General features: G+C 71.1%; 25 protein-coding genes. 15 read left to right on the top strand and 10 right to left on the bottom strand.

Annotated elements, in window-relative coordinates:
* Positions 1 to 19: 19 nt before the first annotated feature.
* The 4 genes from DVA86_RS26165 to DVA86_RS26150 all read right to left on the bottom strand — a co-directional run bounded on the left by DVA86_RS26165 (position 20) and on the right by DVA86_RS26150 (position 6,851).
* On the bottom strand, positions 20 to 2,800 hold the full coding sequence (locus DVA86_RS26165; RefSeq protein WP_208881930.1) for a type I polyketide synthase: 2,781 nt from the start codon (positions 2,798 to 2,800) through the stop codon (positions 20 to 22).
* Positions 2,801 to 3,004: 204 nt separating this feature from the next.
* Positions 3,005 to 3,961, bottom strand: coding sequence for a hypothetical protein (locus DVA86_RS26160; protein ID WP_208881928.1), 957 nt, complete (start codon positions 3,959 to 3,961; stop codon positions 3,005 to 3,007).
* 325 nt (positions 3,962 to 4,286) lie between these two features.
* Positions 4,287 to 6,119 (bottom strand): thiamine pyrophosphate-requiring protein, encoded by a 1,833-nt coding sequence (locus DVA86_RS26155; RefSeq protein WP_208881926.1) that lies wholly within the window; start codon positions 6,117 to 6,119, stop codon positions 4,287 to 4,289.
* Between the two features lie 120 nt (positions 6,120 to 6,239).
* The gene (locus DVA86_RS26150) at positions 6,240 to 6,851 is read right to left on the bottom strand and encodes a TetR family transcriptional regulator (RefSeq protein ID WP_208881925.1); all 612 of its coding nucleotides are present in this window, start codon (positions 6,849 to 6,851) and stop codon (positions 6,240 to 6,242) included.
* A 98-nt stretch (positions 6,852 to 6,949) separates the two neighbouring features.
* Here DVA86_RS26150 and DVA86_RS26145 point away from each other — a divergent pair, with 98 nt between their 5' ends.
* Complete coding sequence (locus tag DVA86_RS26145) at positions 6,950 to 7,792, top strand: SDR family NAD(P)-dependent oxidoreductase (protein ID WP_208881923.1); 843 nt, start codon at positions 6,950 to 6,952, stop codon at positions 7,790 to 7,792.
* Here the strand turns inward: DVA86_RS26145 and DVA86_RS26140 are convergent.
* From DVA86_RS26140 to DVA86_RS26130, 3 genes are all read right to left on the bottom strand, one after another.
* Positions 7,789 to 8,142, bottom strand: coding sequence for a hypothetical protein (locus DVA86_RS26140; RefSeq protein WP_208881921.1), 354 nt, complete (start codon positions 8,140 to 8,142; stop codon positions 7,789 to 7,791). The genes DVA86_RS26145 and DVA86_RS26140 overlap by 4 nt on opposite strands.
* 83 nt (positions 8,143 to 8,225) lie before the next feature.
* Positions 8,226 to 9,569, bottom strand: coding sequence for a 6-phospho-beta-glucosidase (locus DVA86_RS26135; protein WP_208881919.1), 1,344 nt, complete (start codon positions 9,567 to 9,569; stop codon positions 8,226 to 8,228).
* Positions 9,566 to 10,318, bottom strand: a complete 753-nt coding sequence (locus tag DVA86_RS26130; protein WP_208881918.1) for a DeoR/GlpR family DNA-binding transcription regulator — start codon at positions 10,316 to 10,318, stop codon at positions 9,566 to 9,568. The genes DVA86_RS26135 and DVA86_RS26130 overlap by 4 nt, the downstream gene beginning before the upstream one ends.
* Before the next feature lie 150 nt (positions 10,319 to 10,468).
* On the opposite strand from DVA86_RS26130, the gene DVA86_RS26125 reads away from it, so the two are divergent.
* The 4 genes from DVA86_RS26125 to DVA86_RS26110 all read left to right on the top strand — a co-directional run bounded on the left by DVA86_RS26125 (position 10,469) and on the right by DVA86_RS26110 (position 14,904).
* Positions 10,469 to 11,590: a carbohydrate kinase family protein gene (locus tag DVA86_RS26125; RefSeq protein ID WP_425470930.1), complete on the top strand. Its 1,122-nt coding sequence runs from the start codon at positions 10,469 to 10,471 to the stop codon at positions 11,588 to 11,590.
* Between the two features lie 52 nt (positions 11,591 to 11,642).
* On the top strand, positions 11,643 to 13,061 hold the full coding sequence (locus DVA86_RS26120) for an extracellular solute-binding protein (RefSeq protein ID WP_208881914.1): 1,419 nt from the start codon (positions 11,643 to 11,645) through the stop codon (positions 13,059 to 13,061).
* 182 nt (positions 13,062 to 13,243) lie between these two features.
* Positions 13,244 to 14,086 (top strand): carbohydrate ABC transporter permease, encoded by an 843-nt coding sequence (locus DVA86_RS26115; RefSeq protein WP_208885181.1) that lies wholly within the window; start codon positions 13,244 to 13,246, stop codon positions 14,084 to 14,086.
* Positions 14,083 to 14,904 carry a carbohydrate ABC transporter permease gene (locus tag DVA86_RS26110; protein WP_208881913.1) on the top strand — a complete coding sequence of 274 codons (822 nt, stop codon included), beginning with the start codon at positions 14,083 to 14,085 and terminating at the stop codon, positions 14,902 to 14,904. Before DVA86_RS26115 ends, DVA86_RS26110 begins: the two co-directional genes overlap by 4 nt.
* Positions 14,905 to 14,940: 36 nt before the next feature.
* On the opposite strand, the gene DVA86_RS26105 is transcribed toward DVA86_RS26110, so the two are convergent.
* Positions 14,941 to 15,582, bottom strand: a complete 642-nt coding sequence (locus DVA86_RS26105) for a hypothetical protein (protein WP_208881911.1) — start codon at positions 15,580 to 15,582, stop codon at positions 14,941 to 14,943.
* Between the two features lie 194 nt (positions 15,583 to 15,776).
* On the opposite strand from DVA86_RS26105, the gene DVA86_RS26100 reads away from it, so the two are divergent.
* Positions 15,777 to 16,916 carry a PQQ-dependent sugar dehydrogenase gene (locus DVA86_RS26100; RefSeq protein WP_208881909.1) on the top strand — a complete coding sequence of 380 codons (1,140 nt, stop codon included), beginning with the start codon at positions 15,777 to 15,779 and terminating at the stop codon, positions 16,914 to 16,916.
* A gap of 89 nt (positions 16,917 to 17,005) precedes the next feature.
* Here the strand turns inward: DVA86_RS26100 and DVA86_RS26095 are convergent, their stop codons facing one another.
* Positions 17,006 to 17,413, bottom strand: coding sequence for an ATP-binding protein (locus DVA86_RS26095; protein WP_208885180.1), 408 nt, complete (start codon positions 17,411 to 17,413; stop codon positions 17,006 to 17,008).
* Between the two features lie 215 nt (positions 17,414 to 17,628).
* On the opposite strand from DVA86_RS26095, the gene DVA86_RS26090 reads away from it, so the two are divergent.
* The 4 genes from DVA86_RS26090 to DVA86_RS26075 are packed head-to-tail and all read left to right on the top strand — an operon-like array spanning position 17,629 to position 19,686.
* Entirely contained in the window at positions 17,629 to 18,477 is an 849-nt protein-coding gene (locus DVA86_RS26090; RefSeq protein WP_208881907.1) for a helix-turn-helix domain-containing protein, read from the top strand.
* Positions 18,474 to 18,668, top strand: coding sequence for a DUF397 domain-containing protein (locus tag DVA86_RS26085; RefSeq protein ID WP_208881905.1), 195 nt, complete (start codon positions 18,474 to 18,476; stop codon positions 18,666 to 18,668). The genes DVA86_RS26090 and DVA86_RS26085 overlap by 4 nt, the downstream gene beginning before the upstream one ends.
* A gap of 24 nt (positions 18,669 to 18,692) precedes the next feature.
* Positions 18,693 to 18,890, top strand: coding sequence for a DUF397 domain-containing protein (locus DVA86_RS26080; protein WP_208881904.1), 198 nt, complete (start codon positions 18,693 to 18,695; stop codon positions 18,888 to 18,890).
* A gap of 49 nt (positions 18,891 to 18,939) precedes the next feature.
* Positions 18,940 to 19,686: a phosphotransferase family protein gene (locus tag DVA86_RS26075; RefSeq protein ID WP_208881903.1), complete on the top strand. Its 747-nt coding sequence runs from the start codon at positions 18,940 to 18,942 to the stop codon at positions 19,684 to 19,686.
* Between the two features lie 33 nt (positions 19,687 to 19,719).
* Here the strand turns inward: DVA86_RS26075 and DVA86_RS26070 are convergent, their stop codons facing one another.
* Positions 19,720 to 20,166 (bottom strand): nuclear transport factor 2 family protein, encoded by a 447-nt coding sequence (locus DVA86_RS26070; RefSeq protein WP_208881901.1) that lies wholly within the window; start codon positions 20,164 to 20,166, stop codon positions 19,720 to 19,722.
* A gap of 165 nt (positions 20,167 to 20,331) precedes the next feature.
* Here DVA86_RS26070 and DVA86_RS26065 point away from each other — a divergent pair, with 165 nt between their 5' ends.
* The 5 genes from DVA86_RS26065 (at position 20,332) to DVA86_RS26045 (ending at position 25,112) form a co-directional block, all read left to right on the top strand.
* The gene (locus tag DVA86_RS26065; RefSeq protein ID WP_208881900.1) at positions 20,332 to 21,066 is read left to right on the top strand and encodes a vWA domain-containing protein; all 735 of its coding nucleotides are present in this window, start codon (positions 20,332 to 20,334) and stop codon (positions 21,064 to 21,066) included.
* A 117-nt stretch (positions 21,067 to 21,183) separates the two neighbouring features.
* On the top strand, positions 21,184 to 21,726 hold the full coding sequence (locus DVA86_RS26060) for a hypothetical protein (protein ID WP_208881898.1): 543 nt from the start codon (positions 21,184 to 21,186) through the stop codon (positions 21,724 to 21,726).
* Positions 21,723 to 23,558 (top strand): alpha/beta hydrolase, encoded by a 1,836-nt coding sequence (locus DVA86_RS26055; RefSeq protein WP_208881896.1) that lies wholly within the window; start codon positions 21,723 to 21,725, stop codon positions 23,556 to 23,558. The genes DVA86_RS26060 and DVA86_RS26055 overlap by 4 nt, the downstream gene beginning before the upstream one ends.
* Positions 23,559 to 23,698: 140 nt before the next feature.
* On the top strand, positions 23,699 to 24,235 hold the full coding sequence (locus DVA86_RS26050) for a hypothetical protein (RefSeq protein WP_245997181.1): 537 nt from the start codon (positions 23,699 to 23,701) through the stop codon (positions 24,233 to 24,235).
* Between the two features lie 85 nt (positions 24,236 to 24,320).
* The gene (locus DVA86_RS26045; RefSeq protein ID WP_208881895.1) at positions 24,321 to 25,112 is read left to right on the top strand and encodes an NAD(P)-binding domain-containing protein; all 792 of its coding nucleotides are present in this window, start codon (positions 24,321 to 24,323) and stop codon (positions 25,110 to 25,112) included.
* The last annotated feature ends 203 nt before the right edge of the window (positions 25,113 to 25,315 follow it).

Raw genomic sequence — 25,315 nt, 5'->3', positions numbered from 1 at the left:
TTCTCCGCTCCGAGTCACGTCAGGATTCGTCGTTGGCGAGCGCCATCTGCACGAGGGCGTCGACATCCGCTGTCTGTAGGGCGGACGCGCGGTCCTCCGCTTCGGCCGCCGCCGGCTGCCCGGGTACGGCCGTGGCGGGGGCGGCGGCCGGGTCGCCCTCCGCGGCGAGCCGCGTCAAGAGCTCGATGAGGCCCGCCTCGCGCAGCCGGTACGGCGGGATGGACGCGACGATCCGCCGGATCTCGGCCTCGCTGTCGCTCTCGGGGCTCGTGCCGTTTGTGCCGGGGGTGGTGTGGCCGCCGTCCTGCGGTGCCGACTCGTTCCGGATCAGCCGTGCGAGGGCGGCGGGCGTGGGGTGGTCGAAGACGAGCGTCGGCGGCAGGCGCAGCCCGGTCAGGGTGTTGAGGCGGTTGCGCAGCTCCAGCGCGGTGAGCGAGTCGAAGCCCATGTCGAGCAGGCCCCGTTCGACGTGGATCGGGTCCGTGGCGGCCAGCTTGAGCGCGGCGGAGATCTGCGTACGGACCACGTCCAGGGCGATCTCGTACTGCTCCGCCTCGCTCCGCCCGGCCAGGCGCTGAGCCAACGGGGCGGTGGTGGCGGCCGCTTCACGGACCGTGCCGCGGATGAGGCCGCGGAGGGGTGAGGGGAGCGGGCCTGCGGCGGCTTGGGCGCGGAGGGTGGTGGTGTCGAGTTGGGCGAGGGTGAGGGTGGGGTGGTCTGTGGCCAGCGCGGTGTCGAGGAGGGCGAGGCCCTGGGGGGTGGTGAGCGGGGTGATGCCGGTGCGGGTGATGCCCTCGGCCATGGCGCTGTCGGTCCAGAGGCCCCAGGCGAGTGAGGTTGCGGGTTGGTGTTGGGTGTGGCGGTGGTGGGCGAGGGCGTCGAGGAAGGTGTTGGCGGCGGCGTAGTTGGCTTGTCCGGGGTTGCCGAGGGTGCCTGCGATGGAGGAGTAGAGGACGAAGGCGGTGAGGTTCTTGTCCTGGGTGAGGGTGTGGAGGTGCCAGGCGGCGTCGATCTTGGGGCGGAGGACGGGGTGGAGGCGTTCGGGGGTGAGGTTGGTGAGGGTGGTGTCGTCGAGGACGCCGGCGGTGTGGAAGACGGCGGTGAGGGGGTGTGCGTCCGGGACCGTGTCCAGGAGGCTGGCCAACGCGTCCCGGTCTGCCGTGTCGCAGGCGGTGATCGTGACGTGGGCGCCCAACGCCTTCAGTTCGGCGTGTAGTTCGGTGGCGCCGGGTGCGTTGGGTCCGCTGCGGCTGGTCAGCAGGAGGTGGCGGGCGCCGTAGGTCTCCACCAGGTGGCGGGTGAGGTGGGTGCCGAGGGTGCCGGTGGCTCCGGTGATCAGTACGGTGCCGTCCGGGTTCAGGGCCGGGGTTTCGCCGCTTTCGTGAGCCGGGCGGACGAGGCGGGGTGTGTGGGCTGTGCCGTCCCGCAGGGCGAGTTGGTTCTCGCCGGTACCAACAGCCGAGCGGAGCGCGTCCCATGAGGCGTCCGTGCTGTCTGTGTCGATGAGCAGCAGTCGGTCGGGGTTCTCGTTCTGGGCGGTGCGGATCAGGCCCCATACGGCGGCTGCCGCGAGGTCTCGTACGTCCTCTTCAGGCTTGGTGGCGACCGCGCCCTGGGTGAGGATCACCAGGCGGGTGTCGGCCAGTTCGTCGTGGGTGAGGTAGTCCTGCACTGTGCGCAGGACGTGTTCGGTTGCGGCGTGTGCGGCCTCGTGCGGGGCGTCATCCGGCTCGTTGAGGCACGGCAGGAGCAGCACTTCCGGGGCGTCTGTCACGGAATTGATGTCCGTACGGTGCGCGAAGCCGTGGCCGTCCTCTCCCAGCACCATCCACCCCGAGGTGTCAGAGACGCCGGTCTGCGGGAGCGCGTACGGCTCCCACGCCAGCTGGAACAACGCGTTCCGGTGCGAGTTCGCGCCCGATCCCAGTTGCTCCGGGGTGACGGGACGCAGCATCAGCGAGTCCACGGAGGCCACCGGCGCCCCGGCCGCGTCGGCGAGGGCGAGCCGTACGGCGTCCGTCCCCGTCGGGGACAGTCGCGCCCGCAGGGTGGTCGCCCCGCTCGCGTACAGGCTGACGCCTCCCCAGAAGAACGGCAGCCGCGTCGCCTCGTCCTCTCCGCTCTCGGAGCCGCGACCGCCCGTACCGAGTGCGAGGGCGTGCAGCGTCGCGTCGAGTAGCGCCGGGTGGAGGCCGTAGCCGGTGGGGGCGGTGCCGTCCTGTTCCGGCAGTTCGACCTCGGCGTAGAGGTTGTCGCCGTGCCGCCAGGCGCGGCGCAGGCCCTGGAAGAGAGGGCCGTAGACCAGGCCGAGGTCTTCGAGGCGCTGGTAGAGCGCGTCGGTGTGGATGGCTTCCGCTTCCGCCGGGGGCTGTGTGTCGCCCAAGTCGGCGGCCGTGTCCACTGGTTCGGCGGCGAGGGTGCCCGACGCGTGCCGTGTCCACGGCTCGTCGTCCTCCGCGTCCGCCGGGCGCGAGTGGATGGTGACGAGCCGGTCGTCGCTGTCCTCCTGCGGTGCCGCGACCGTCACGTGCAGCTGGACCGCTCCCTCATTGGGGAGTACGAGCGGTGCCTCGACGGTGAGTTCGGCGACGTGGCCGGAGCCCGTACGGGCTCCGGCGTGCAGGGCGAGCTCCACGAACGCGCTCCCCGGAAGGATCACCGACTCCAGCACGCTGTGGTCGGCCAGCCACGGCTGGGCCTGACGCGACAGGCGCCCGACGAACATGTGGCCGCCGTCGGGCAGCGCGGTCGCCGCCCCGAGCAGCGGGTGGCCTGCGGCGGACAGTCCGGACGCGGCCACGTCCCCGTCGGTGCGTGCGTGCAGCCAGTAGGGCTGGTGCTGGAAGGGGTAGGTGGGGAGGTCGACGGCGCGGGGGGTGCGGTCCGTGGGGTTCGGAGGTGAGTAAGGGGACGGCTACAGCGCGGCGTCGGCCGGCCGCTCGGCCGGGCGGGCGGGGCCGGACGAGGGCGGGGAAGGGGCGCCCGACGGGATCAGGCGGGCGGATCACCTGCCATCGGGCACCGGAAGCCCGCACAGGCGTCTCGCCTTGCTCAGCTCCTCCTCGGGGTCGCCCGCCAGGCTCCACGGCATCCGGGAGGCGTACGGGCCCATGGCCAGGAACACGGCCCGCGCCTCGAACTCGCACCGCGCCATGACCAGCGCGTGCGCCAGGTACGCCAGGTCGAGCACGGGTGTGAAGCGGTACTCGGGCACCTCGGGCAGCCAGTGCTCGTACACGCTCAGGGCAGTCGACTTCCACTGCGGCTGCTGCCAGGTGCGGCCCGCCAGCGGCGACGACGGGTCGTTGTCCTCGACCAGCGCCACCAGCGGCAGCAGCCGCAACGGCGAGGTGACGGGCCCGCGTTGGCCGAGGAACGCGGCGACGTCCCACGCCTCCTTCGCCGAACCGCCGTGCCGTACGAAGAAGAAGGCCAGGAACCGGTGGTGGGCCTCGCGGTGCCACGGGTCCAGGCGCAGGATGTGCGAGAACAGCGTCCACGGCCCGAGCGGCGAGGTGAGCAGCCCCTGCGGCGCGGGGTCGCGCGGCCGCGTGAGCCGGGCCAGCGCCAACTGCGCCACGCGCGGCGTGGGATCGGCGGGCGAGGTCTCCGCCGCGCGCCGGCAGGCGCTGAGCGCTATCCGGCCCAGGTCCCGCGCGTGCCGGTCGCGCGTGTCCGCGGCGTGCAGCGCGCGCAGCACCGCCACCCGCGCCCACACCAGCGTCGATTCGGGGCTCGGCGCCTCGGCGAGCCAGCGTTCCGCGAGGTCCGAGTCGGCCGCCTCGGAGGCGAGTACGAGGGAGCGGTGGGCGCGCAGCCCGAAGTCGTCGCGGGTGGTGCGCAGCGCCTCGTCCGCGCTCAGGTACCGGCCCGCCCGTACGTCCACGCACGCGCGTGCGAGCCGACGGTCATCGGCTGACGGATGCCAGACGTACTGACCTTCGAAAGCTCCGGCGGTCATGCCGGATCGCCGAATCTGCCGTCGTACGTGCCGATGACGCCGCCGCCCTTCCGATATGCAGAATGAATTCGGAACGTGACCAGCGCTCCGCTCGCAGTGGGTCACACCTTACTCACCAGTGAGCCTGACCGGAACCGGTCCCTCTGATTACGCGGAGCTGTCATCTCACGCAAAGCGCGGCCTAATTGGCTGGCATATGACCGAACGTTTAGGCGTTTCGCAAGAAGGTTTCAGATTCAAATTCCAACTGTCCGCGGGCTGTCTGCGGACTGTCCACGGGTCGTCGACGTGCTGTCTACGCGCGCCCACCGCGCGGATCGTCTCCTCAGGACCCGCGCTCGTCCTGCCCGTGCTCCTCGTGCGGCCCCTCGCCCCGGCCCGGCAGGAACTCCTGCACCTTCGCCTTGAACCCCTGCCGGACGACCGGGCCCCGCTCCACGTCGCCCTTGAGGATCGACTTCGCCGTGGACTCCATCTGCTCCCAGGAGGCGTGCGGGGGGATGGGCGGCACCGAGGGGTCCGTGACGAAGTCCAGCACCACCGGCCGGTCGGCGGCCAGCGCCTCCCGCCACGCGTCCTCCACCTGGTCGGGCTTCTCCACCCGCACGCCCGCCAGCCCGACGGACTCGGCGAACGACGCGTACGGCACGTCCGGGATCGACTGCGACGGCACGAACTGCGGTGAGCCGCTCATCGCGCGCATCTCCCAAGTGACCTGGTTCAGATCGCGGTTGTTCCACACGGCCACGACGAGCCGCGGATCGTCCCACTCGTGCCGGTACTTGGCGGCGGTGACCAGCTCGGCCAGCCCGTTCATCTGCATCGCGCCGTCCCCGACGAGCGCGATCACCGGCCGGTCCGGATGCGCGAACTTCGCGCCGATCGCGTACGGCACCCCCGGCCCCATCGTCGCCAGCGTGCCCGACAGCGACCCGCGCATGGTGCCGCGCATCCGCAGGTGGCGCGCGTACCAGTTGGCGACCGAACCCGAGTCCGCCATCAGGATCACGTCCTCGGGCAGCAGCGGATCGAGGCAGTGCGCCACGTACTCCGGATTGACCGGGTCCGCCGACACGCGTGCGCGCCGCGACAGCATCTCCCACCAGCGGTCCACCGACGACTCGACGGCCTGCTGCCACTCCGTGCCCTCCTCGTTGGCCCGCAGCATCGGCAGCAGCCGCTGGAGGGTGGCCTGCGCGTCGCCGATCAGGTTGACCTCGTACGGGTAGCGCAGCCCGGCCATGTGCGGATCGATGTCGATCTGGACGGCCCGCGCCTGGCCGTACTCCGGCAGGAACTGGCTGTACGGCAGGTTCGATCCCACCGTGAGCAGCGTGTCGCAGTCCCGCATCAGCTCGTACGAGGGCCGCGTGCCCAACAGGGCGATCGAGCCGGTGACGTACGGCAGCGTGTCCGGCAGCACATCCTTCCCGAGCAGCGCCTTGGCCACCCCGGCACGCAGCTTCTCCGCCGTCTGCCGCACCTCCTCGCGGGCACCGGCGGCGCCCTGCCCGACCAGCATGGCCACCTTCCGCCCGGAGTTGAGCGCCTCGGCGGCCCGCTCCAGCGCCTCCTGCGACGGCACGGCCGTCCAGCCGCTCACGCCCAGACTGGACGGCACCATCTTGAACGCGTGCCCGGGTGCCTCGTAGTCCAGCTCCTGCACGTCGGCCGGGATGATCACGGCGGTGGGCGCGCGGCGGGCGTACGCGGTGCGGATTGCGCGGTCCAGCACGTTCGGCAGCTGCTCCGGGACGTTCACGGTCTCCAGGAAGTCGGAGGCGACGTCCTTGTACAGGCTGTGCAGGTCCACCTCCTGCTGGTACGAGCCGCCCATCGCGGTCCGCGCCGTCTGGCCGATGACGGCCACGACCGGCACATGGTCCAGCTTGGCGTCGTACAGCCCGTTCAGCAGATGGATCGCGCCCGGCCCCGACGTCGCGGTGCACACCCCGACCGTGCCGGAGAACTTGGCGTAGCCGACGGCCTGGAACGCGGACATCTCCTCATGCCGCGCCTGCACGAACCGCGGCCGGTCCCCGGCCCGCTCCCAGGCGGCCAGCAGCCCGTTGATGCCGTCACCGGGATACCCGAAGACGTGCTCGACGCCCCACTCCCGCAGCCGGGCCAGAACGTGGTCGGCAACCTTCTCGGACATGCGTGCGCGCTCCTCTCGGCGACGGGCGTCCACGAGCGACCCAGCCCGGGTGACCCGTCGGGGGCGCGGGAAACCCGGAGGGGCCGGGTGCGTACGCCGGGAGGCCGCGCGCGTACCCGCTCAGACGCGAGGGCCCACGGTCGCGAGAGCGTGGTCGACGGCGTCGGCGAAGGTGCTCTTCGCTCCCGGAGCGAGCAGCGAGTGCTGTGCGGCGACGAGGCACCCGAACGCGGCGGCCGTCAGTGCCCGGGGAGCCGGATCGTCGGCGTCGTAGGGCCGGCCGGCCGCCTCGGCGCGCTCCAGCAGCAGGGCGACGACGGCCTCCTGCATGAGCTGGAGCTTCTGCAGGTAGCCGGCGAGCAGCGTGGGGGTCTCGAAGACCAGCCGGTGCACCGGCTCCACCAGGTCCCGCTGCCCGGGAGCCTCGGAGACGGAGACGAGCACGTCGAGGACATGGCGCAGCGAGGTCCACACCTCCTCGCCGGGCGGGCGCTGTCGCAGCGCGTCAAGCATGTCGTCCACCACCAGGTCGAACCTGCCGAGGACGATCTCCTCCTTCGTGGCGAAGTAGCGGAAGACGCTGCGCTGCGACATGCCGACGGCCTCGGCGATGTCGTCGATCGTGGTGGCGTCGAAGCCCTGCTCGACGAAGAGCCTCTTGGCCGAGTCGGCGATCTCCGCCGTCACCGCGCGGCGGGTGCGCTCCCGCAGGCCGGGATGTTTCTCGCTCATGGTGTCCCGAGATTAGCAGGTACAGTCGAACCTGACAGTGTCTGACGAGTTAGGCGTACGGTGTCATCTGACGCAGCCGGCTCAGCAAGGGGAAAGCCATGGAAGAGCGCAAAACCATCGTCATCACGGGCGCCAGCGACGGCATCGGCGCCGCGGCGGCCCGTCGGCTCGGGCAACACGGTCACCAGGTGGTGGTGGTCGGACGCTCTCCCGGCAAGACCGAGGCCGTCGCCCGCGCGATCGGGGCGGACGCCCACGTCGCCGACTTCGCGCGCCTCGAGGACGTACGGAAGCTGGCGGCCGACCTGGACGCCGCGTATCCGCGCATCGACGTGCTCGCCAACAACGCGGGAGGTGTGTTCGGCGACCCGGCCAGGACCGCCGACGGATTCGAGCAGACCTTCCAGATCAACCACCTGGCTCCGTTTCTGCTCACCCGGCTGCTGACGGACAAGCTGGCCGCCTCGAAGGCCAGCGTGATCCAGACGACGACCCTCCACGGAGGCATGGTCCGCGCACTCGACGTCGACGACCTCAACCAGGAACGCGGCTTCGGCGCCGTCCGCGCCTACAACGCCGCCAAGTTGGAGAACGTCCTGTTCACCAAGGAGCTGCACCGTCGCTTCCACGCCCGGGGCCTGTCCGCCGCCGTGTTCTACCCGGGCAATGTCGCGACCAACTTCGGCGCGCAGACCACGAGCCGGCTGATGAGGTTCCTGACCACCAGCCGCCTGTCCCGCGCGGTGCTGCTGACGACGCCCGAGAAAGGCGCCGACCAGCTGGTCTGGCTCGCCGAGGGCCGGCCCGGCGCCGACTGGCGGTCAGGCGAGTACTACGCAAAGCGCAAACCGGGGAAGGGGCTCAACCGGCTCGCCCACGACGCTGACCTGGCACGGCAGTTGTGGGAGCGCTCGGAAGCGCTGTCGGCCCCGGCGCTCTAGCCGAACGAGATGTCGCCGTGGATGTCGCGCGCCTGGATGACCGGGCCGTGGACGCAGGCGTCGCCCCCGATTGTGTTGTGCACCGCGCCGCCGTCCGGCAGCAACTCCCGGTGCGCTTCCGCCCACTCGCACAGCTGCCGCGCGAACTCCGGGTCGGCGCCCGCCCGTTCGACGAGGCGGCCCTCCAGGACCCGTACGGCCTCGCTGTCCTCCGGTGTCGCCGGCTCGGCCTCGCGGCCCAGGGTGCGCCGGACCAGTGAAACCAGAGAGGTCCAGGCGCTCTGACCCGCGGAGGTCGCGACGCTCCTCGCCGCGACCGAGACCAGGGCGGCTGCCGCCTCCGTGTCCATGTGGCTACTGTACGTGAAGAGTCGGGTCCGTGCCACGGATTCCCGCCACGGGGCGGCGGGCCGTGGGGCAGGCGCCCGTACGGTCAGAACCCGCCCGCCGCGTGCAGGATGCGGTCCGCCACGCGTACCGAGTCGACCAGCGGGTGCAGGGCCAGGGCGCGCAGGGCCGCGTCGCGGGAGCCGGTGTGGGCCGCCTCGATGGTGGCGCGTTCGACGCCCTTCAGGGTCAGCATCAGCCCGAGCTGGTCCGGTGCGACGGCGCCCGTCGACAGCGGGCGCGCGCCCGCGGCGTCCACCAGGCAGGGGACCTCCACGACGGCGTCGGCGTCGACGCCGGGGACGGCGTTGCGGTTGGGGACGTTGAGGATCAGGGTCGTGCGCTCGTTGCGGGCGATCGCGCGCATCAGGGCCAGGGCCACCCGGTCGTAGCCGCCGCCGTCCAGGTCGCAGCTGTCGCGCTGCCAGCCGCCGGACGCCTTGCGGCTTTCCGCCATGTACGTCTCCTCGCGTTCGCGGCGGTTGCGCTCCCAGGCGGCGTACGCGTCCGTGTCCGCGCCCGCGTTGAGGCGCTCGTAGAAGCCGGACTGCTGGGTGTGCAGGAACTCGCCGCGGGTGGCGTCCGCTTCGCGGAGGGAGGCCACCGCTTCGCGGTTGAAGTAGTAGTAGTGGAGGTACTCGTTGGGGAGGGCGCCCAGCGCGCGCAGCCAGTCCGCGCCGAACAGCTTGCCCTCCTCGAACGACTCCAGCGCAGGCGCGTCCGCGAGCAGTTCGGGCAGCCGGTCGCTGCCGTCCACGACGACGCGGCGGAGCCAGCCGAGGTGGTTGATGCCGACGTAGTCGTAGCCGGCCCGGTCCGGGTCGGTGTCCAGGGCGCGGGCCGCGCGCCGGCACAGGCCGACGGGGGAGTCGCAGATGCCGATCACCCGGTCGCCCAGGCCGCGTTCGCGGAAGACCCGGCACATCGCCTCGGTGACCATGCCCGCGGGGTTGGTGAAGTTGATGACCCAGGCGTCGGGGGCGACGTCGGCGATCCGCTCGGCGATCCGTACGGCCACGGGCAGGGTGCGCAGCCCGTACAGCACGCCGCCCGCGCCGACCGTCTCCTGGCCGAGCACGCCTTCGGCGAGGGAGATCCGTTCGTCCGAGACCCGCCCCGCGAGGCCGCCGACGCGGATCGCGGAGAACACGAAGTCGGCGCCGCGCAGGGCGTCGTCGAGGTCCGTGGTGGCCCGTACGGCCGGGGCGGGCCCCTCGTGCCGCGCCGTCTGCTGGGTGAGGACCGCGCCGATGGCGTCGAGGCGTGCGCGGTCGGTGTCGTACAGGACGAGTTCGGTGCACCGGCCCGCCGGGTCGCCGCTGTCGTCGAGCAGGGCCTGGTGGACCAGCGGCACCCGGAACCCGCCGCCGCCCAGCACAGTGAGCCTCATACCTGAACTACCTCCACTTCGGCCTCGCGGAAGCCCGCGAGGGTGGCCGGATCGGACGTCCGGCCGGTGATGAGCGTGTCGATGTCGGCGGCCTCGCAGACACGGGCGCTGCCCGTGCCGGGGAACTTCCTGGCGGTGGCGAGGAGGACGACATGGCGGGCGGACCGCAGCATGGCCCGTTTCACGGGCACTTCGATGTCCGTGGTGTCCAGCACCCTGCCGTCCGGCAGGACGCCGCTGGTGCCGAGGAACAGCCGGTCGACGCACAACTGGTGCAGGCTCGACTCGGTGAGGAAGCCCACCAGGGAACGGTAGTTGCGCCGTACCTGGCCCCCGAGCAGGATCAGCGTCACCTCCGGGTCGCCGCGCAGCTCCTCGTATACGGCCAGGTTGCTGGTGACGACGGTGATCTTGCGCTGGTGCAGCCGGCGCGCGAGCTGGAGCGTGGTGGTGCCGATGTCCAGCAGCACCACCTCGCCGTCCTCGATGAGGGCGGAGGCGTGCTCGGCGACGGCGTTCTTCGCGGCGAGGTCGTCCACCTCCTCCTCGGCGAACGGCCGCTCGGCGGTGTCGCGCGCGACCGCGCCGCCGTACACCCTGCGCAGCCGTCCCGCGCCGCTGAGGTCGGCGACATCGCGGCGGGCGGTGGCCTCGCTGATCCCGAGCCGCTTGGCGATCTCGGTGACCGGGAGGACGCTCTCCTCGCGCAGGATGCGCAGCAGCTGTTCGTGGCGGGTCTCGCGGAGCATGCCTGGCAATGTATCGCGAGTGAGCGACCTTGCGCGAGTATGACCGAGGTATTGCATTCTGAGGCCGCACGCTGCAAGGTGTCGGTCACGACCGGACGGCTTTCGGCCACACGGCTCATAGCGCACGGCGCAGAGGGGAGCGAGAGGGACTTGAGCAACACGCCACGCAGCCCGGGTACGGCCCGGCCGGCGCCCGCACCCGCGCCCGTGGACCCGCTGGCCGCCGTGCGCCAGGACGAGGGCCCGGACGTGGACGTCTTCCTGACCGGCACCGTCTTCCTGGACATCATCTTCACCGGCCTCGACCACGCGCCCGTACGCGGCACCGAGTCGTGGGCCACCGGCATGGGCTCCAGCCCCGGCGGCGTCGCCAACATGGCCACCGCGCTGCGCCGGCTCGGCCTGCGCACGTCGCTGGCGGCGACGTTCGGCGACGACGTGTACGGCGACTACTGCTGGGAGGGACTCGCCGACAACGAGGGCATCGATCTCGCCCCCTCCCACCGCGCGCCCGGCTGGCACTCGCCGGTCACCGTGTCCATGGCGTACGAGGGCGAGCGCACCATGATCTCCCATGGCCACGCGGCGCCCAAGCCGTGCGTGAGCGCGGCGGAGCGGCCGCGCTCGCGCGCCTGCGTGACCTCGCTGGACCCGGGCCGGCTGGAGGACTGGGTGCGCCAGGCGCACGCCGAGGGCAGCATGATCTTCGCGGACGTCGGCTGGGACGAGACCGGCGCCTGGGACCCGGACACCCTCGCCGACCTGTCCTTCTGCCACGCGTTCCTGCCCAACGCCACCGAGGCGATGCACTACACCCGTACGGACACCCCCGAGGCCGCCGTACGCGCGCTGGCCGAACTGGTGCCGATCGCCGTCGTCACCAAGGGGTCCGGCGGCGCGGTCGCCGTCGACGGCGTGACCGGCGAGACGGCCGACGTGCCGTCGCTGCGCGTGGAGGCGCTGGACCCGACGGGCGCGGGCGACGTGTTCATGGCCGGGTTCACCACGGGCACGCTGGCGGGCTGGCCGCTCGCGGACCGGCTCGCGTTCGCGAACCTCACCGCCGGGCTGTCCGTACAGCACTTCGGCGGATCGCTGTCCGCGCCCGGGTGGCGCGAAGTCGCCGCCTGGTGGCAGTACGCCACGCGGTGCGGCGGGCAGAGCGAAGAAGTGATGCGGCGTTACCGCTTCCTCGAGGACCTGCTGCCGACCGGCGGCCACGAGGGATCGCTCCGCCGCGCCACCCCGACCATCGGTTTCCGCGCGTCGTAACAGGCACCGGGCAGACGGCACCGGCCGCCGGCGCCGAGAGGAGTTGCTGACGATGAGCTTCCCCCGCAGCGGGGCGTCCCCGCGCCGCCGTGCCCGCGCGTCCGCGGTCGCGCTGGCCCTCGGCATGGCGCTGCTCGGCGCCGCGTGCGTGCCCGGCACCGACGGGTCCGGCGCGGGCTCCGGCGGCGCCGGTGACGCCACCGCCGTCCCCGACCCCTCGAAGGAGGGGAAGGTGACGCTGACGGTCTGGGACCAGGAGGTACGCGGCGGTCAGAACGCCGAGATCGAGAAGCTGAACAAGGAGTTCCAGGACAAGTACCCGAACGTCCGGATCAAGCGCGTCGCGCGCAGCTTCACCGATCTGAAGACCACGCTGAAGCTCGCCCTCTCCGGCAACAACCCGCCCGACGTCGTCCAGGCCAACCAGGGCTACGCCGACATGGTGGCCTTCGCGAAGGCCGGGATGCTCACCCCGCTGGACAACTACGCGGGCATCTACGGCTGGAACAGCCGCTACCCGAACACCCTCCTCGACCTCAACCGCGTGTCCGTGGACGGGATGAACTTCGGCACCGGACGGCTCTACGGCCTGTCGCAGACCGGCGAGTACATCGGCCTCTACTACAACAAGGACGTCCTGGAGAAGGCGGGCGTCGAACCGCCGCGCACCTGGGCCGAGTTCACCGCCGCGCTGCCGAAGCTGAAGCAGGAGGGCGAGCTGCCCGTGCAGTTCGGCAACCTCGACAAGTATCCGGCCATCCACACCTTCGGCGTGCTCCAGGACCAGGCCGCGGACGGCCCCGGGCAGATCCGGAACACCGTCCTCGGCAAGGGCGACGGCTTCGACAACGAACCGACCCGGCAGGCCGCCCGTACGCTCGCCGACTGGGCGGAGAACGGCTACCTGCCGAAGGGCGCGAACGGCACCGGGTACGACGACGCGGCGAAGAAGTTCGCCGGCGGCGACGGCGCGTTCCTGCTGACCGGCACCTGGCAACTCGCCGATCTGAAGAAGCAGATGGGCGGCAAGCTGGGCTTCATGCCGCCGCCGCCCGGCAAGGCCGGCGAGCCGCTGCGGACGACGGGCGGGCAGGGCCTGGCCTGGTCCGTGACCTCGAAGTCCCGGCACCCGGACGTCGCCGCGGCCTACCTCGAGCACATCACCAACGCGCACGCCGCCGAGGTGATGATGGACGAGGGCGTGCTGCCCGCCGTGCCCGGCAAGGCGGCGGGCCGGGCCCCGGAGGGCAGCCCCGACCGCCAGATGGTCGAGGGCTGGGAGCAGTTGAACGAGGACGACGGCATGGTCCCGTACCTCGACTACACCACGCCCACCATCTTCGACACCCTCACTGCCGACCTGCAGGGCCTGCTCGAGGGCAGCCTGTCGCCGGACAAGCTGGTGTCGAAGATGCAGGAGGAGTACGAGACGTTCCGCGAGAAGCAGTCCGGCGAGAAGGCGGACCGGTGAGCGCGCCGCACGCCGGAAGCCCCGCGGCCACCGGAAGCCCTGCGGCCACCGGAAGCCCCGCGCCCGCCGGGAGCCCCACGCCCGCGGGGCGGGCCCGCGACGGGGGTCGGGCCCGCCTCGCGCTGCGGGCGTACGCCGCCCGCTACCGCCGCCGCGCGCCCGGCGAGCCGCGCGCGATCGGGATGCTGTACGTGCTGCCCGCGCTCGTGCTGTACACGCTGTTCCTGCTGATCCCGCTGGGGCAGACCGTGTGGCTGTCGTTCCTGGACTGGGACGGGCTGACGGTCGCCACGTGGGCCGGACTCGACAACTACCGCGAGCTGTTCACCGATCCCGCGCTGCGCGCCCCGTTCGTGCACGCGCTCGTGCTGCTGCTGTTCTACGCGGCGCTGCCGGTCGCGATCGGGCTGCTGCTGGCGGCGGCGCTGTCGCGGTTCCGGGTGCGCGGGATGACGTTCTTCCGGACGGTGCTGTTCCTGCCGCAGGTGCTCGCCATGGTGGTGGTCGGCGTCGCCTGGCGGTCGATCCTGGCGCCCGACGGGCTGCTGAACGACGTCCTGCACGCCGTCGGCGCGGGCGGCCTCGCCCGTTCGTGGCTGGGCGACTACACCTGGGCGCTGCCCGCCGTCGGCATCGTCGGCACCTGGGTGGAGACGGGGCTGTGCCTCGTACTGTTCCTCGCCGGCGCGCAGCGCATCCCGCGCGAGCTGTACGAGGCGGCGCGGATGGACGGGGCGGGCGCCGTACGGGAGTTCTTCACCGTCACGCTGCCCGGCCTGCGCGGTGAGGTGGCCGTCGCGCTGACCCTCACCATCGTCGCCGGGCTGCGGAACTTCGACCTGATCTACATCACCACCAGCGGCGGACCGGGCAACGCCACCTCGGTGCCCGCCTTCGAGGTGTACCGGCGGGCGTTCGAGGTGAACGAGGTCGGCGCGGCCGCCGCGATGGGCGTCGGCCTCACCGTCATGATCTTCGTTCTGACCGTAGTGGTGGCACGGCTGGTGGAGGGCCGCAAGTCATGATCAGCCGCACCGAACGACTCCTCACCTACGGCATCCTGGCCCTCTTCACCGTCATCTCGCTGACACCCGTGGTCGGCATCCTGTCGTCCGCCTTCGGCAAACGGTCGTCCCTGGAGTCCGGCTTCTCCCTGCCGGACGGCCTCAACTGGGGCAATTTCAGCGAGGCCTGGACCCGCGGCCACTTCGGCACCTACATGACCAACTCGGTGCTCGTCGCCGTCGCCGTCGTCGCCGTCACCACGGTGCTGGCCGTACTGGCCGCGTACGGGCTCGGGGCGATGCGCTTCCCCGGCTCGGACCTGCTGTTCTACCTCTTCGTGCTGGGGCTCACGCTGCCCCAGGAAGCGGTGCTCGTCCCGCTCTACTTCGACCTGCGGTACTGGGAGCTCACCGACACGTACTGGGCGTTGATCCTGCCGCAGACCGCGCAGTCGCTCGCGTTCGGCGTCTTCTGGATGCGGACGTACTTCCGGAACAGCTCGCGCGCGGTCGTGGAGGCGGCCCGTATCGACGGCGCGTCCAGCTGGACGGTCCTGTGGCGCGTGCTGCTGCCGATGGGGCGGCCCGCGCTGTCCACGATGGTCGTGATCGTCTTCATGTGGACGTGGAACGAGTTCCTGATGGCGCTCGTCATGGTCAGCGACGAGGCACACCGTACGGTCCCGCTGGGCCTGGCCTTCTTCCAGGGCCAGCACAGCTCGGACACGGCGCTGCTCGCGGCGGCCTCGGTGCTGATCGCGCTGCCGGTGGTGATCGTCTACATCGCGCTGCAACGCCGCTTCATCGAGGGCATGCTGACGGGCTCGACGAAGGAGTAGGCGGCGCCAACGGGGAGTGGGCGGCGCTCCCGGTGCCTACTCGGGAAGGGTTCGCGTCGGAGGGGTCTGCGGTGGAGTGGTCTGCATCGGAGGGGTGCGCGTCAACTGCACGCCGTGATGGTCGAGATGAGTGGTGAGGAGCTCGACCATCACGGTGGCCGCGTCGTCCGTGTTCAGCAGACGGTCGGTCTCCGCTTCCCCCGAGGGAAAGGCGGAGTGCCCGGGCAGAGTGACGGCCCGGGTGAAGAAGTCGCACAGGACGTCGAAGGACTCGTGATCCGAGCGCTCGGGAGCGGTCTTGCCCAGGGCTGTCAGGCCGGCCTCCACGATGGTGTTGAGGTAGCGCCGGCGCGCGTTCCTCTGCTGTCGGGCCTCGCTGGAGGCGTTCTCCTCGGTGGCCTCCACCACCCGGAACCTGCCGGGGTCGCTGCCGGGTCCGCTCCTCGGCCACTGGTCCGCCTCGCGGACCTTCACCACGGCCTCCTCCAGCGAATCCGCGTGCACATGGTGCACCCGCCTGATCCCCTCGTCGCTGCTCTCCAGTTCGATCCGGTAGCGCGGCAGGCCGTTCTCCCGCCCTTCGCGCGACTCCTCCGGCGTGTGCTCGAGGTCGTCGATCCCGGCCTCTTCCGGGGCCGAAGGCCCGGTCACGTGCTGATTCGACGGTGACTCACTCATTCGTTCTCCTGGATGGCCTCGCTCGAACCTCGGCTTTGGTCTACGCCAAAGCGCCGCGCCCCAGTATCCTCATGCGTGCCAGTGGCACACGATCCCCCCACCCAGGTTGCGTGCTGGCGACGGGCGTTGCCCACACCAACTCTGCCCCCAGCAGCCGGGTGAACTCTTCGACCGCCACCTCCAGGAGGGTCACGGTGAAAGTTCGCACCAGAAGCTCGGCGATCATCGGCACACTGTTCCTCGTCGGGTCACTCGCCTTCGCCACAGCGTCCGCCGACGAGCCCGCCGCCCCGCGCGAGGCCGCAGCGGAAGTCGCGCTGAGCGAAGTGGCCACCGCGGAGAGCCCCTCCGCAGGCGTCGCCGGGCCCGGCGAAACCGTATGGATCACCGAACGCGCCGGACGTATACGGGTCCTGGACGACAAGGGCCTCGGCGAACCCGTCCTCGACATCTCCGACGAGACCACCGTCGACGGCGAACGCGGCCTGCTGGGCATCGCGTTCGACAAGGACTTCGCGCACCTCTACATCATGTTCACCGACAAGGAAGGCACCAGCACGCTCGACGAGTTCGCGATGGAGGGCAGCGAGATCAAGCCGGACACCCGGCGCACCGTCCTCACCCAGGAGCAGCCGTACGCGAACCACAACGGCGGCCAGATCGCGTTCGGCCCGGACGGCATGCTCTACGTCGCCCTCGGCGACGGCGGCTCGGGCGGCGACCCGCACGGCAACGGCCAGAAGCTCGACACGCTGCTCGGCAAGATGCTGCGCATCGACCCCAGCGGCGGCGACCCGTACGCGATCCCGGAGGACAACCCGTTCGCGGGCGACGCCAACGCGCGCGGCGAGATCTGGGCGTACGGGCTGCGCAACCCCTGGCGCTTCTCGTTCGACGCGGAGACCGGCGACATGCTGATCGGCGACGTCGGCCAGAGCGCCTGGGAGGAGATCGACTGGGCGCCCGGCGACAGCAAGGGTGGCGAGAACTACGGCTGGTCCGAGATGGAGGGCAACCACGTCTTCCGGGACGGCACTGAGCCCGAGAACCACGTGCCGCCGGTCCACGAGTACGGGCGCGACGACCTGGCCTGCTCGGTCACCGGCGGCTACGTCTACCGCGGCGAGAAGATCGCGGACCTCAAGGGCCAGTACCTGTTCAGCGACTACTGCGACGGCACCGTACGCGCCCTGAAGATGGAGAACGGCAAGGTCACCGGCGAGACCGACCTCGGCGTCAACGGCGGCGAGGTCGTCTCGTTCGCGGAGGGCCCCGACCGCGAGCTGTACGTGCTCGACATCGGCGGCACGATCTCCCGTATCGACCCGGCGTAACGGGCCCCAGGGCCGTTGGGCCCCCTGGCCCGTCGGCTTCCGCCCCCGCCCGCCCTTCGGGGCCGGGCGGGGGCGGTGCCTTACGCCGCTCAGCCGTCCACGACCTCCGCCCACACCGTCTTCCCGGACGGGAAGTACGGCTCCGTACCCCACCGTTCGGCAAGCGCCTCCACGAGCAGGAGGCCGCGCCCGGCCTCGTCACCGGGACGGGGTGCTGGTACGGCCTCCGGCGGGTGCCGCGTCTCGCACGCATCGGTCACCTCGATCCGGAGGAGACAGTGCCGCCGTACGGGCGGTCCGGCCGTTGGCACGAATACGAGCATCAACCGGAAGCTGCGCCCCGGTACGCGCCCGTGCAGCGCGGCATTGGCGGCGAGCTCGGCGACAACGGCCTCGGCACGCTCGACGAGGCCGAACGGGGCGTCCCACTGGCGGAGTTGCCCAACGGCGAGCAGCCGCGCGAGCCGCGCCCCGCGACGGGTGGACGAGAAGAGCATCGTGAACCGGCCGGAAGCGGAAGCGGGCGGGGCGGCTCGGGGAGTGGTGATTTCGTGAGTCACGTCACACAGCCTGTCCGGCTGGCAGTAGGCTGACCAGTGACGACTCCGGTACGCAGCGCTACCGTCCGCCTCCCACCGGGCGTGCGTACCAGCGGGCGACCGTGACCGTGCGGAGGCGGACGGGCGGAGACCGGAACGGCGCGGTGGAACGCATGGCTGACCCGACGGACGAGGACGCGGGCGACGGCGCGGTGGACCTGTTCCGCGCCCTGGGACGACAGATCAAACTGCTACGGGAACGGGCCGGACTCACCCAGCGCGAACTGGGCGACCGGCTGGGCTACGGCGAGAACCTGATCTCGTCGGTCGAACGGGGCCGCCGCGTGTCCCAGCCCGAACTGCTCGACGCGGTGGACGAACTGCTGGGCGCGGGCGGCCTGCTGAGCGCGGCGAAGACGGACGTGGAACGCGCGAAGGCGAAGGCCCGCGTGCGGCACCCGGCCTGGTTCCGCGACTACGCCCGCCTCGAGCGCGAGGCGGAGGAACTCTGCTACTTCGCCAACCAGGCAGTGCCCGGCATCTTCCAGACCGAGGCCTACGCTCGCGCGGTGATCACCAGCCGCCTCCCACTCTTCGACGAAGAGACGGTGGAACAGCGGGTCGCTGCGCGACTCGGTCGGCAGGAGTTGCTCACCAGGTGGCCACCCCCGATGGTGAGCGCGATTGTCCAAGAGTCGGTGCTTCGGCAGGCGTTCGGAGGGCAGGCTGTGCAACGGGCCCAGCTGGAGCGTCTCCTCACGGTGGGGCGGATGCGCAGCGTTGAGGTTCAGGTGATGCCATCGGCCAGCACGGAGCACTCGGGTATGGGCGGCCCGTTTACGCTGCTAGTTCCCCGTGGCAAGCCACAAGTCGCGTACCTGGAGGTGCAGCACGTGAGTCGCGTGGTGACGGAGGCTGACGAGGTGCGGGCACTCGCGGTGACCTATGGCAGTATCCGAGGGCAGGCGCTCACGCCACGAGAGTCCCTCCTCTTGATCGAGAAGATGCTGGGAGAGCTATGAACACGGAGAATCGCGCGGCGCTGGACTGGTTCAAGAGCAGCTACAGCGGCCCTGAGGGCGGCGAGTGCGTCGAGGTGGCCGCCGCCAACGGGACGATATGCGTGCGGGATTCGAAGGATGTGTCGCGTCCGCCGCTTGTGGTGAGCGGCGCGAGTTGGTCGCGGTTCGTGCGGTACACGGCGCGGGGCTGACCCACTCGCCTGGAAGGGGTTCATATGCCGAGCACGGAGAAGCGCGCGCCGCTGGACTGGTTCAAGAGCAGCTACAGCGGCGGCGAGGGTGGCGAGTGCGTCGAGATTGCTGTCACTGAAGACGCTGTCTGTGTGCGGGATTCGAAGGATGTGTCGCGTCCGCCGCTCGCGGTGAGCGGCGCGAGCTGGTCGCGGTTCGTGCGGTACGCGGTGCGCGGCTGATCGATAAACCCGGCGACGTCGGCGATCGTCCCCGGGACACTTGTCGCCCATGGATGAGATCGAAGTCGTCGTCGCCCATTCCGAGCGCGCGACTCTGCGCGTCGGCGACGTGTTCCTGAAGGTGGACGCCGATCAGGCGCGTATCGACGTCGAGGTCGAGGCGATGGCCCTCGCGCCGGTCCCGACCCCGGAGGTCCTGTGGCGCAAGCCGCCCGTGCTCGCGATCGCCGCACTCCCGGGGACGACGCTTGGGCGCCTCGGCGGGCCCTCGACCGGGTCGCCGGCGGCGTGGGCCGCGGCGGGTGCCGCCATCCGGGAGCTGCACGACGCGCCCCTGCCGCCCCGGTCCGGCCAGGCCGGCCGGAGCATCGCCGCGCTGGCGGCGGAACTCGACGACGAGTGCGAGTTGCTCGTGACGAACGGCCTCCTGCCCGCTGACCTGGTCACCCGCAACCGCCAGGTCGCCGAGGCCGCGCTCCGGCCGTGGACTCCGGCGTTCACGCACGGCGACCTGCAGATCGCGCACGTCTTCGTCGAAGGCGACGAGGTGACGGGCATCATCGACTGGTCCGAGGCGGGCCAGGGTGACGCCCTGCACGACCTGGCCACCTTCACGCTCGGACACGAGGAGCACCTTGACGATGTCGTCGCCGGCTATGGCACCGACATCGACCTCGATGTACTGCACGCGTGGTGGTCGTTGCGAAGCCTGCTGGCAGTCCGCTGGCTGGTCGAGCACGGCTTCGACCCGTTCGCGCCGGGCTGTGAGGTCGACGTGCTGAGATCCCGGATGTGAGGCTGCGCGGGCCGGAGTCGTTACCCCGAGTCGTTACGGCGCGCACGCCTCCGCGATCGACAGGCTGTTCTCGTACAGGTGGTGCCGCGTGATACGGCCGTCCTCCACGGTGAGGCGCAGCGCGAAGGGGCCCTCGAACGACTTGCCCGTCGCCCGTACGGTCCCCGAGAGGTGACCCGTCAACACCGCGTCGGTGCCGTCCACGAGGAACGCGTCGACCGACGCCCGCGCGTCCTCGGGCACCGTGTGCTCGGCCAACTCCTCCGACTGCGCGGCGCATTCGGCCGCGGTGGAGCGCGGCCGTATCCACGGAACGCCGGGGTTCTCGGCGAGCAGCCAGTCCACCTCGTCGGCGAACAGCGCGACGAGCCGCTCGCCGTCCCCGTTCAGCCGGGCGGCCAGGAACTCCTGGACCACGCGGCGGGTCTCGTCGGCGACGGAAGCCGTGGCGGCGGGGGACTGGGCGGTCGTGGCGGTCATGGCGCGCTCCTCGGGACTGCGGTGGTGCCGGAACCTCGTTGACGTGCACCACGCTGCCGCAGCGCGGGAACGCGGTCGATTACGTCCGGGGTAATGGCAGAGGCGGCCGTACGCTGAGCGGTGCAGAGACGCGTGGCCGAGACGCGTGACAAGGAGCAGCCCACCGTGACTTCCGCGATCAGCCTGTCCAAGGTGGAGGCGACGGCTCCCACACTCGTCAGCCTCTACAAGACCGCCGGCGTGAGCCTGCGCAAGCACGCGCTGGAGGGTGAACGGGCCGCGGTCTACCTGGTGCTGGACCGCTCCGGGTCCATGCGCCCGTACTACCGCGACGGCACCGTTCAGCACCTCGCCGAGCAGGTGCTGAGCCTGGCCGCGCACCTGGACGACGACGGGACCGTGCCGCTCACGTTCTTCTCCACCGACGTCGACGGCGCCGCAGACCTCTCGCTGACCGATTACGAGGGGCGGATCGAGAAGCTCCACGGCGACCTGGGCCACATGGGCCGTACGAACTACCACTGGGCGATGGACGCGGTCATCGACCACTACCTCGCCTCGGGCAGCGGCGCCCCCGCGCTGGTCGTCTTCCAGACCGACGGCGGCCCCACCAGCCGCCCGGCCGCTGAGCGTTACCTGTGCAAGGCGGCGCGGCTGCCGCTGTTCTGGCAGTTCGTCGCCTTCGGCGATCCGGACGCGAACGAGTTCGCGTTCCTGCACAAGCTCGACGAACTCCCCGTCCCGGGCAGGCGCGTGGTCGACAACGCAGGCTTCTTCCACGCCGGTGCCGACCCGCGCGCCGTATCCGACGCCGAGCTGTACGACCGGCTGCTGGGCGAGTTCCCCGACTGGCTCACGGCGATCCGCGCCCGTACCGACATCTGGCCAGTGACCCCGTAGACCGGTAACCGCGGAGTGAGGGTCCGAGGGGCATGCTGCGGAAGTACGGTAATGCCTGGTCGGTAGTGTGTTCGGGGCTGTTGAATGCGTGCGGGTGTGTCCACGGGAGGGGGATTCATGGCGGAGGGGACCGGCCAGCGTTCGGCGATCTACGACCTGATCGGTGATCCGTCACCCGGAGCCGGAAGTCCCCGAGCTGATTCCGGAGGTCCCGGAGCCGGTTCCGGCGACGTGGGCACGCGGCTCGCCGGCGCCGGCGACAAGCCCGACTGGGCGGACGGAGGCGACAGTTCCGGCAGCATGACGTCCGACCAGAAGGCGTGGGCGGCCGGCGGCGAGGGCGTACGTTCGCTGCGTTCCGGAATCAAGAAGGTACGGACCCGGCTGGAGCCCGCAGAGGGCGGCGGCTCCGGCGGCGAGGCGGACGACTTCGAGTGCGGCGCCGTCCTGCAGAGCCTGAACACCTCCTGGAAGCGCTACACCGGAGACGTCAGCGGTAGATGCGGCACGCTGGCGGGCCTGCTGGAGAAGGCGGGCAACGACCACTACAAGGGCGACCAGGAGCGGCGCGCCGCGTTCGAGGCGCTCGACGCCAAGTACGAGGACACCGCGGCGGTGGGCGGCGGGAAAGGGACTGGGGACGGTGACGGGGGCCGGTGAAGTACACGACGCTCTCCGCGCTCAAGCCCGGTGACCTGGAGAACGCGGCCGACGACTACGCCGCCGCGAGCAACATGGCCGACAACGCCAAGGGCCGGCTGAACGACGAGATCGGCCCGAAGATGCGGGGCGCGCTGGAGGGCAAGTCCGTCGACGCGGCGCTCACCCAGGTGAAGAAGCTCTCCTCGAACTTCCACTACACGCAGACCCAGTGCGGCCTGATCCGTACGAACCTCAACCTCCTCGCCGGTGAGCTGCGCGCGGCGCAGAAGAAGCTGAAGGGCGCGGAGTCGGACGCGGCGGCCGAGGGGTTCACCGTCAACCCAGACGGCTCGGTCAGCTACCCCGCCGCCGGCGACAAGGTGGACGGCAAGACGCCGGCGGGCGGCACCGTAGCCGGCAGCACCCGGCCGGAGTCGCCCACCGAGGGCAAGCCGCTAGACCCGGCGGGGGACGCCGGCGACCTGGCTGACGCGCTGGACCGGCAGGCCGCCAACGCGGACCCCAACCCGAACCGCGCCAAGGCCCTCGCCATCGCCAACACCATCGCCGCCGCCGTCAAGGAAGCCACCGAAGCCGACCGGCAGTACGCACCCGTACTGCGCCGGCTCAAGGCCGACGACGACCTCGACGTCTCCCACGCCGACTGGGCCGACAGCGGGCAGGACATGGAAGCCTCCCGCAAGGCGGCGAAGGAGGTCGGCGCCGAGCTGCCGGGAGCGCCCCGGAACGGCACGCCCAAGGCGAACGCGGAGTGGTGGAAGGACCTCAGCGCGGAGGACCGGGACAACTACATCGCCCTGCACCCGGCGGGCATCGGCGCCATGGACGGCCTGCCCGCCGACGTACGGGACGAGACGAACCGCGTCGTGATGTCGGAGAAGCGCGGCCAGTACGAGATGGAGCTCGCGGGCATCCCGCCCGAGCCCCGCAAGGAGCGCCCGGGGCCCTCCGGCCTGCCCAGCCGGGAGTGGGAGAAGTGGGACGAGAAGTACGGCGACCGGAAGGCGCATCTGGAGTCGTCCATCAGCGGCATGAAAGCGATCCAGGGCCGCTTCGACCGTACCGGTGAGAAGGGCCTGCCCGAGGCGTACCTCCTCGGCTTCGACCCCGAGGGCAAGGGCGACGGCAAGGTCATCATCGCCAACGGCAATCCGGACACCGCCGACCACACGGCGGTCCACACGCCCGGCACGGGCACGAATCTCGGCGGCATCAGCGGTGACCTGGACCGCAGCGACAAGCTGTGGCGCAACAGCGACCGGCTGGCCCCGGGCGAGTCCGTCTCCACGGTGATGTGGTTCGACTACAACGCGCCGGACAGCATTCCGCAGGCCACCGAGAGCGGCTGGGCGAAGGACGGCGGGCCGTCGCTCCAGCGGTTCCTCGAAGGCACGGAGGCCGCTCAGGGCGGGCCGGAGGCCAGCCACACCACCGTGTCCGGGCACAGCTACGGCAGCACGGTCGTCGGAGAGGCCGCCAAGCACCACGACATCCCGGCCGACGACATCATGGTGGAGGGCAGCCCCGGCATGCAGGTCGAGCACGCCCGCGACCTGGGCGTGGGCGCCGACCACGTATGGGCGGTGGGCGCCGACTGGACCTGGGACGACTCCATCGTGCGGCAGGGCGGCCGGCTGATGGGCCTGGGCGAGGGCGGCAACATTCCCACGGATGACGACTTCGGCGGGAACGTGATGGACTACGGCGAGCACCGAGGCATCTCCGGGCACAGCGGATTCTGGGACGAGAGCGGTGGCGAGCCGTCGACGAGTTTGCGGAACCTGTCGAGTGTGGTGGTCGGGGACTACGACAACGTTGAGCTGAAATAGCCGAGCAGCTGAAGCGGCCGGAACGGCGGCGAGAGCGGCGAGAGGTACAGGGGCGAGTCATTCGTAAGCATCCTCGGATCCGGGCACTGTGTGCGGTGTCCTCGGTGGTCCTGCTTGCTGGGTTGATGGGGTGTTCGACGGTGGACGACGGAAACGGGACGGGCGACTCGAAGGGTCCCGGCGACAAGGTTGCGCACGAGCAGTCGGAGGCGCAGGACAAGCTGGGGTACGAACCCGAGGTACGGGAGGTGGCGCCCGCCGAGGAGGAGGTCAACAAGATCTCCAGCAAGGTGCTCGAGTGGATGGCCCTCCAGGGCAAGGTGAGTGAATCGGGCGCCGCCGCCGGCAGCTGCGAGGCCGTGGACCCGGAATTCACCACGTACTACGTGGTGAACCATCCGTGGAGCGTCCACGACGTGCAGAAGGGGAGTTTCGCCGAGGCGATGGCGAATCTCCGCAAGGAACTCCCCAAGAACGGCTGGAAGATCACCAAGGACGGCAAGATGAATACGAAGGCCGGAAACCCGGAAATCGTCGCCGTCCATCCCAAGACGCACCACACCCTGACCGTCCAATGGCGCGAAAAGCGCTCGGGCGATCTCAAGGAACTCATCACCGTCGACGTCGACTCACGCTGCTACCGCGCCCCCAAGGGGACGGACCTGTCCGGCGGTTGAGCGGCCGGTGGACGCGGGTGATCCCGCGTGGGTCAGCACGCACCGTCCGGGGCCGGAGCCCAGCGCAGTGAACAGGAAGCGAGCCATGCCGCCGCAGTCGTCGTCGAGTTCGTCCTCATTCGGATTCGTGGGGGCGGGGGAGATCACCGCCGCCCTCGTGGCAGGCATGAGCGCCGAGGCCGGCGCGCCTCCCGCGGTGTTCCTCTCACCGCGCGGCCGGACCGTCGCCCGCGACCTGTCCGACCGGTTCCCGAACGTGCGCGTCTGCCGCAGCAACCAGGAGGTCGTCGACAGCACCACGTCGATCGTGCTCGCCGTGCCGCCGCCGGCCGCGCAATCCGTACTGGAGGAGCTGTCGTTCGGGCCCGAGCACGTGGTGCTGAGCGCGGTCGCCGGGCTGCGCCTGGACCGACTGGCCGGGTGGGCCGCACCGGCGGGCCAGGTCGTACGGACCATCCCCCTCCCGCAGGCGGCCCACCGCGAAAGCCTCACCGTGGCCTACCCGGACCACGCGGTCGCCCGCGACCTGTTCGACCGAGTCGGCGGCATGCTCGTCCCGGACGACGAACGGGCGCTGGAGGCCTTCAGCGCCACGACCGCGACCTTCGCCGCGCACCTCGACTACCTCGCCACGGTCGCCGCCTGGCTGGCCGACCGGGGCGTGGACCACGCCACCGCCACCGACTACACCACGCACATCTTCAGCCAGCTGGGCCGGTCCCTGTCCGAGCACGACGACGCGCTCGCCGTCATGACGGGCAAGCACTCGACCCCCGGCGGCACCAACGAACAACTGAGGAACGACCTCCGCCGCGACGGAGTGCCCGATTCCGTACGGCACGCCCTGGACCGCGTCCTGAGCCGCCTCCGTAGCTGACCGCCGAGTTGTGAGCCGCGGGCTCGCGCCCGTAACGGGCGGGTAGTCCGTACGGGACGGGTAGCCCGTACGGGACGGGTAGTCCGTACGGGGAAACGGGTGCGCCGTGCGGGGCGGCGGGTGTGGGGGAAAACCTCCGGTCAACTCTGCGGGAAGCCCCAATGGACCCTGGTGCCGGGGGTGAACAGCATGGACGTATGAAC

Origin of the sequence: Streptomyces armeniacus (assembly GCF_003355155.1) — a bacterium.
GTDB classification, from domain to species: Bacteria; Actinomycetota; Actinomycetes; order Streptomycetales; family Streptomycetaceae; genus Streptomyces; species Streptomyces armeniacus.
This window is presented reverse-complemented; position numbering and strand designations above follow the sequence as displayed.

What these genes read in the sequence shown, in the direction of transcription:
- DVA86_RS26145 (WP_208881923.1), top strand. Translation starts at nt 6,950, where the DNA reads ATGGAAGAGCGCAAAACCATCGTCATCACGGGCGCCAGCGACGGCATC.
- DVA86_RS26130 (WP_208881918.1), bottom strand. Translation starts at nt 10,318, where the DNA reads ATGCTCCGCGAGACCCGCCACGAACAGCTGCTGCGCATCCTGCGCGAG.
- DVA86_RS26080 (WP_208881904.1), top strand. Translation starts at nt 18,693, where the DNA reads ATGCCGAGCACGGAGAAGCGCGCGCCGCTGGACTGGTTCAAGAGCAGC.
- DVA86_RS26075 (WP_208881903.1), top strand. Translation starts at nt 18,940, where the DNA reads ATGGATGAGATCGAAGTCGTCGTCGCCCATTCCGAGCGCGCGACTCTG.
- DVA86_RS26115 (WP_208885181.1), top strand. Translation starts at nt 13,244, where the DNA reads ATGCTGTACGTGCTGCCCGCGCTCGTGCTGTACACGCTGTTCCTGCTG.
- DVA86_RS26095 (WP_208885180.1), bottom strand. Translation starts at nt 17,413, where the DNA reads ATGCTCTTCTCGTCCACCCGTCGCGGGGCGCGGCTCGCGCGGCTGCTC.
- DVA86_RS26155 (WP_208881926.1), bottom strand. Translation starts at nt 6,119, where the DNA reads ATGTCCGAGAAGGTTGCCGACCACGTTCTGGCCCGGCTGCGGGAGTGG.
- DVA86_RS26085 (WP_208881905.1), top strand. Translation starts at nt 18,474, where the DNA reads ATGAACACGGAGAATCGCGCGGCGCTGGACTGGTTCAAGAGCAGCTAC.
- DVA86_RS26110 (WP_208881913.1), top strand. Translation starts at nt 14,083, where the DNA reads ATGATCAGCCGCACCGAACGACTCCTCACCTACGGCATCCTGGCCCTC.
- DVA86_RS26060 (WP_208881898.1), top strand. Translation starts at nt 21,184, where the DNA reads ATGGCGGAGGGGACCGGCCAGCGTTCGGCGATCTACGACCTGATCGGT.
- DVA86_RS26160 (WP_208881928.1), bottom strand. Translation starts at nt 3,961, where the DNA reads ATGACCGCCGGAGCTTTCGAAGGTCAGTACGTCTGGCATCCGTCAGCC.
- DVA86_RS26150 (WP_208881925.1), bottom strand. Translation starts at nt 6,851, where the DNA reads ATGAGCGAGAAACATCCCGGCCTGCGGGAGCGCACCCGCCGCGCGGTG.
- DVA86_RS26120 (WP_208881914.1), top strand. Translation starts at nt 11,643, where the DNA reads ATGAGCTTCCCCCGCAGCGGGGCGTCCCCGCGCCGCCGTGCCCGCGCG.
- DVA86_RS26070 (WP_208881901.1), bottom strand. Translation starts at nt 20,166, where the DNA reads ATGACCGCCACGACCGCCCAGTCCCCCGCCGCCACGGCTTCCGTCGCC.
- DVA86_RS26135 (WP_208881919.1), bottom strand. Translation starts at nt 9,569, where the DNA reads ATGAGGCTCACTGTGCTGGGCGGCGGCGGGTTCCGGGTGCCGCTGGTC.
- DVA86_RS26045 (WP_208881895.1), top strand. Translation starts at nt 24,321, where the DNA reads ATGCCGCCGCAGTCGTCGTCGAGTTCGTCCTCATTCGGATTCGTGGGG.
- DVA86_RS26140 (WP_208881921.1), bottom strand. Translation starts at nt 8,142, where the DNA reads ATGGACACGGAGGCGGCAGCCGCCCTGGTCTCGGTCGCGGCGAGGAGC.
- DVA86_RS26090 (WP_208881907.1), top strand. Translation starts at nt 17,629, where the DNA reads ATGGCTGACCCGACGGACGAGGACGCGGGCGACGGCGCGGTGGACCTG.
- DVA86_RS26105 (WP_208881911.1), bottom strand. Translation starts at nt 15,582, where the DNA reads ATGAGTGAGTCACCGTCGAATCAGCACGTGACCGGGCCTTCGGCCCCG.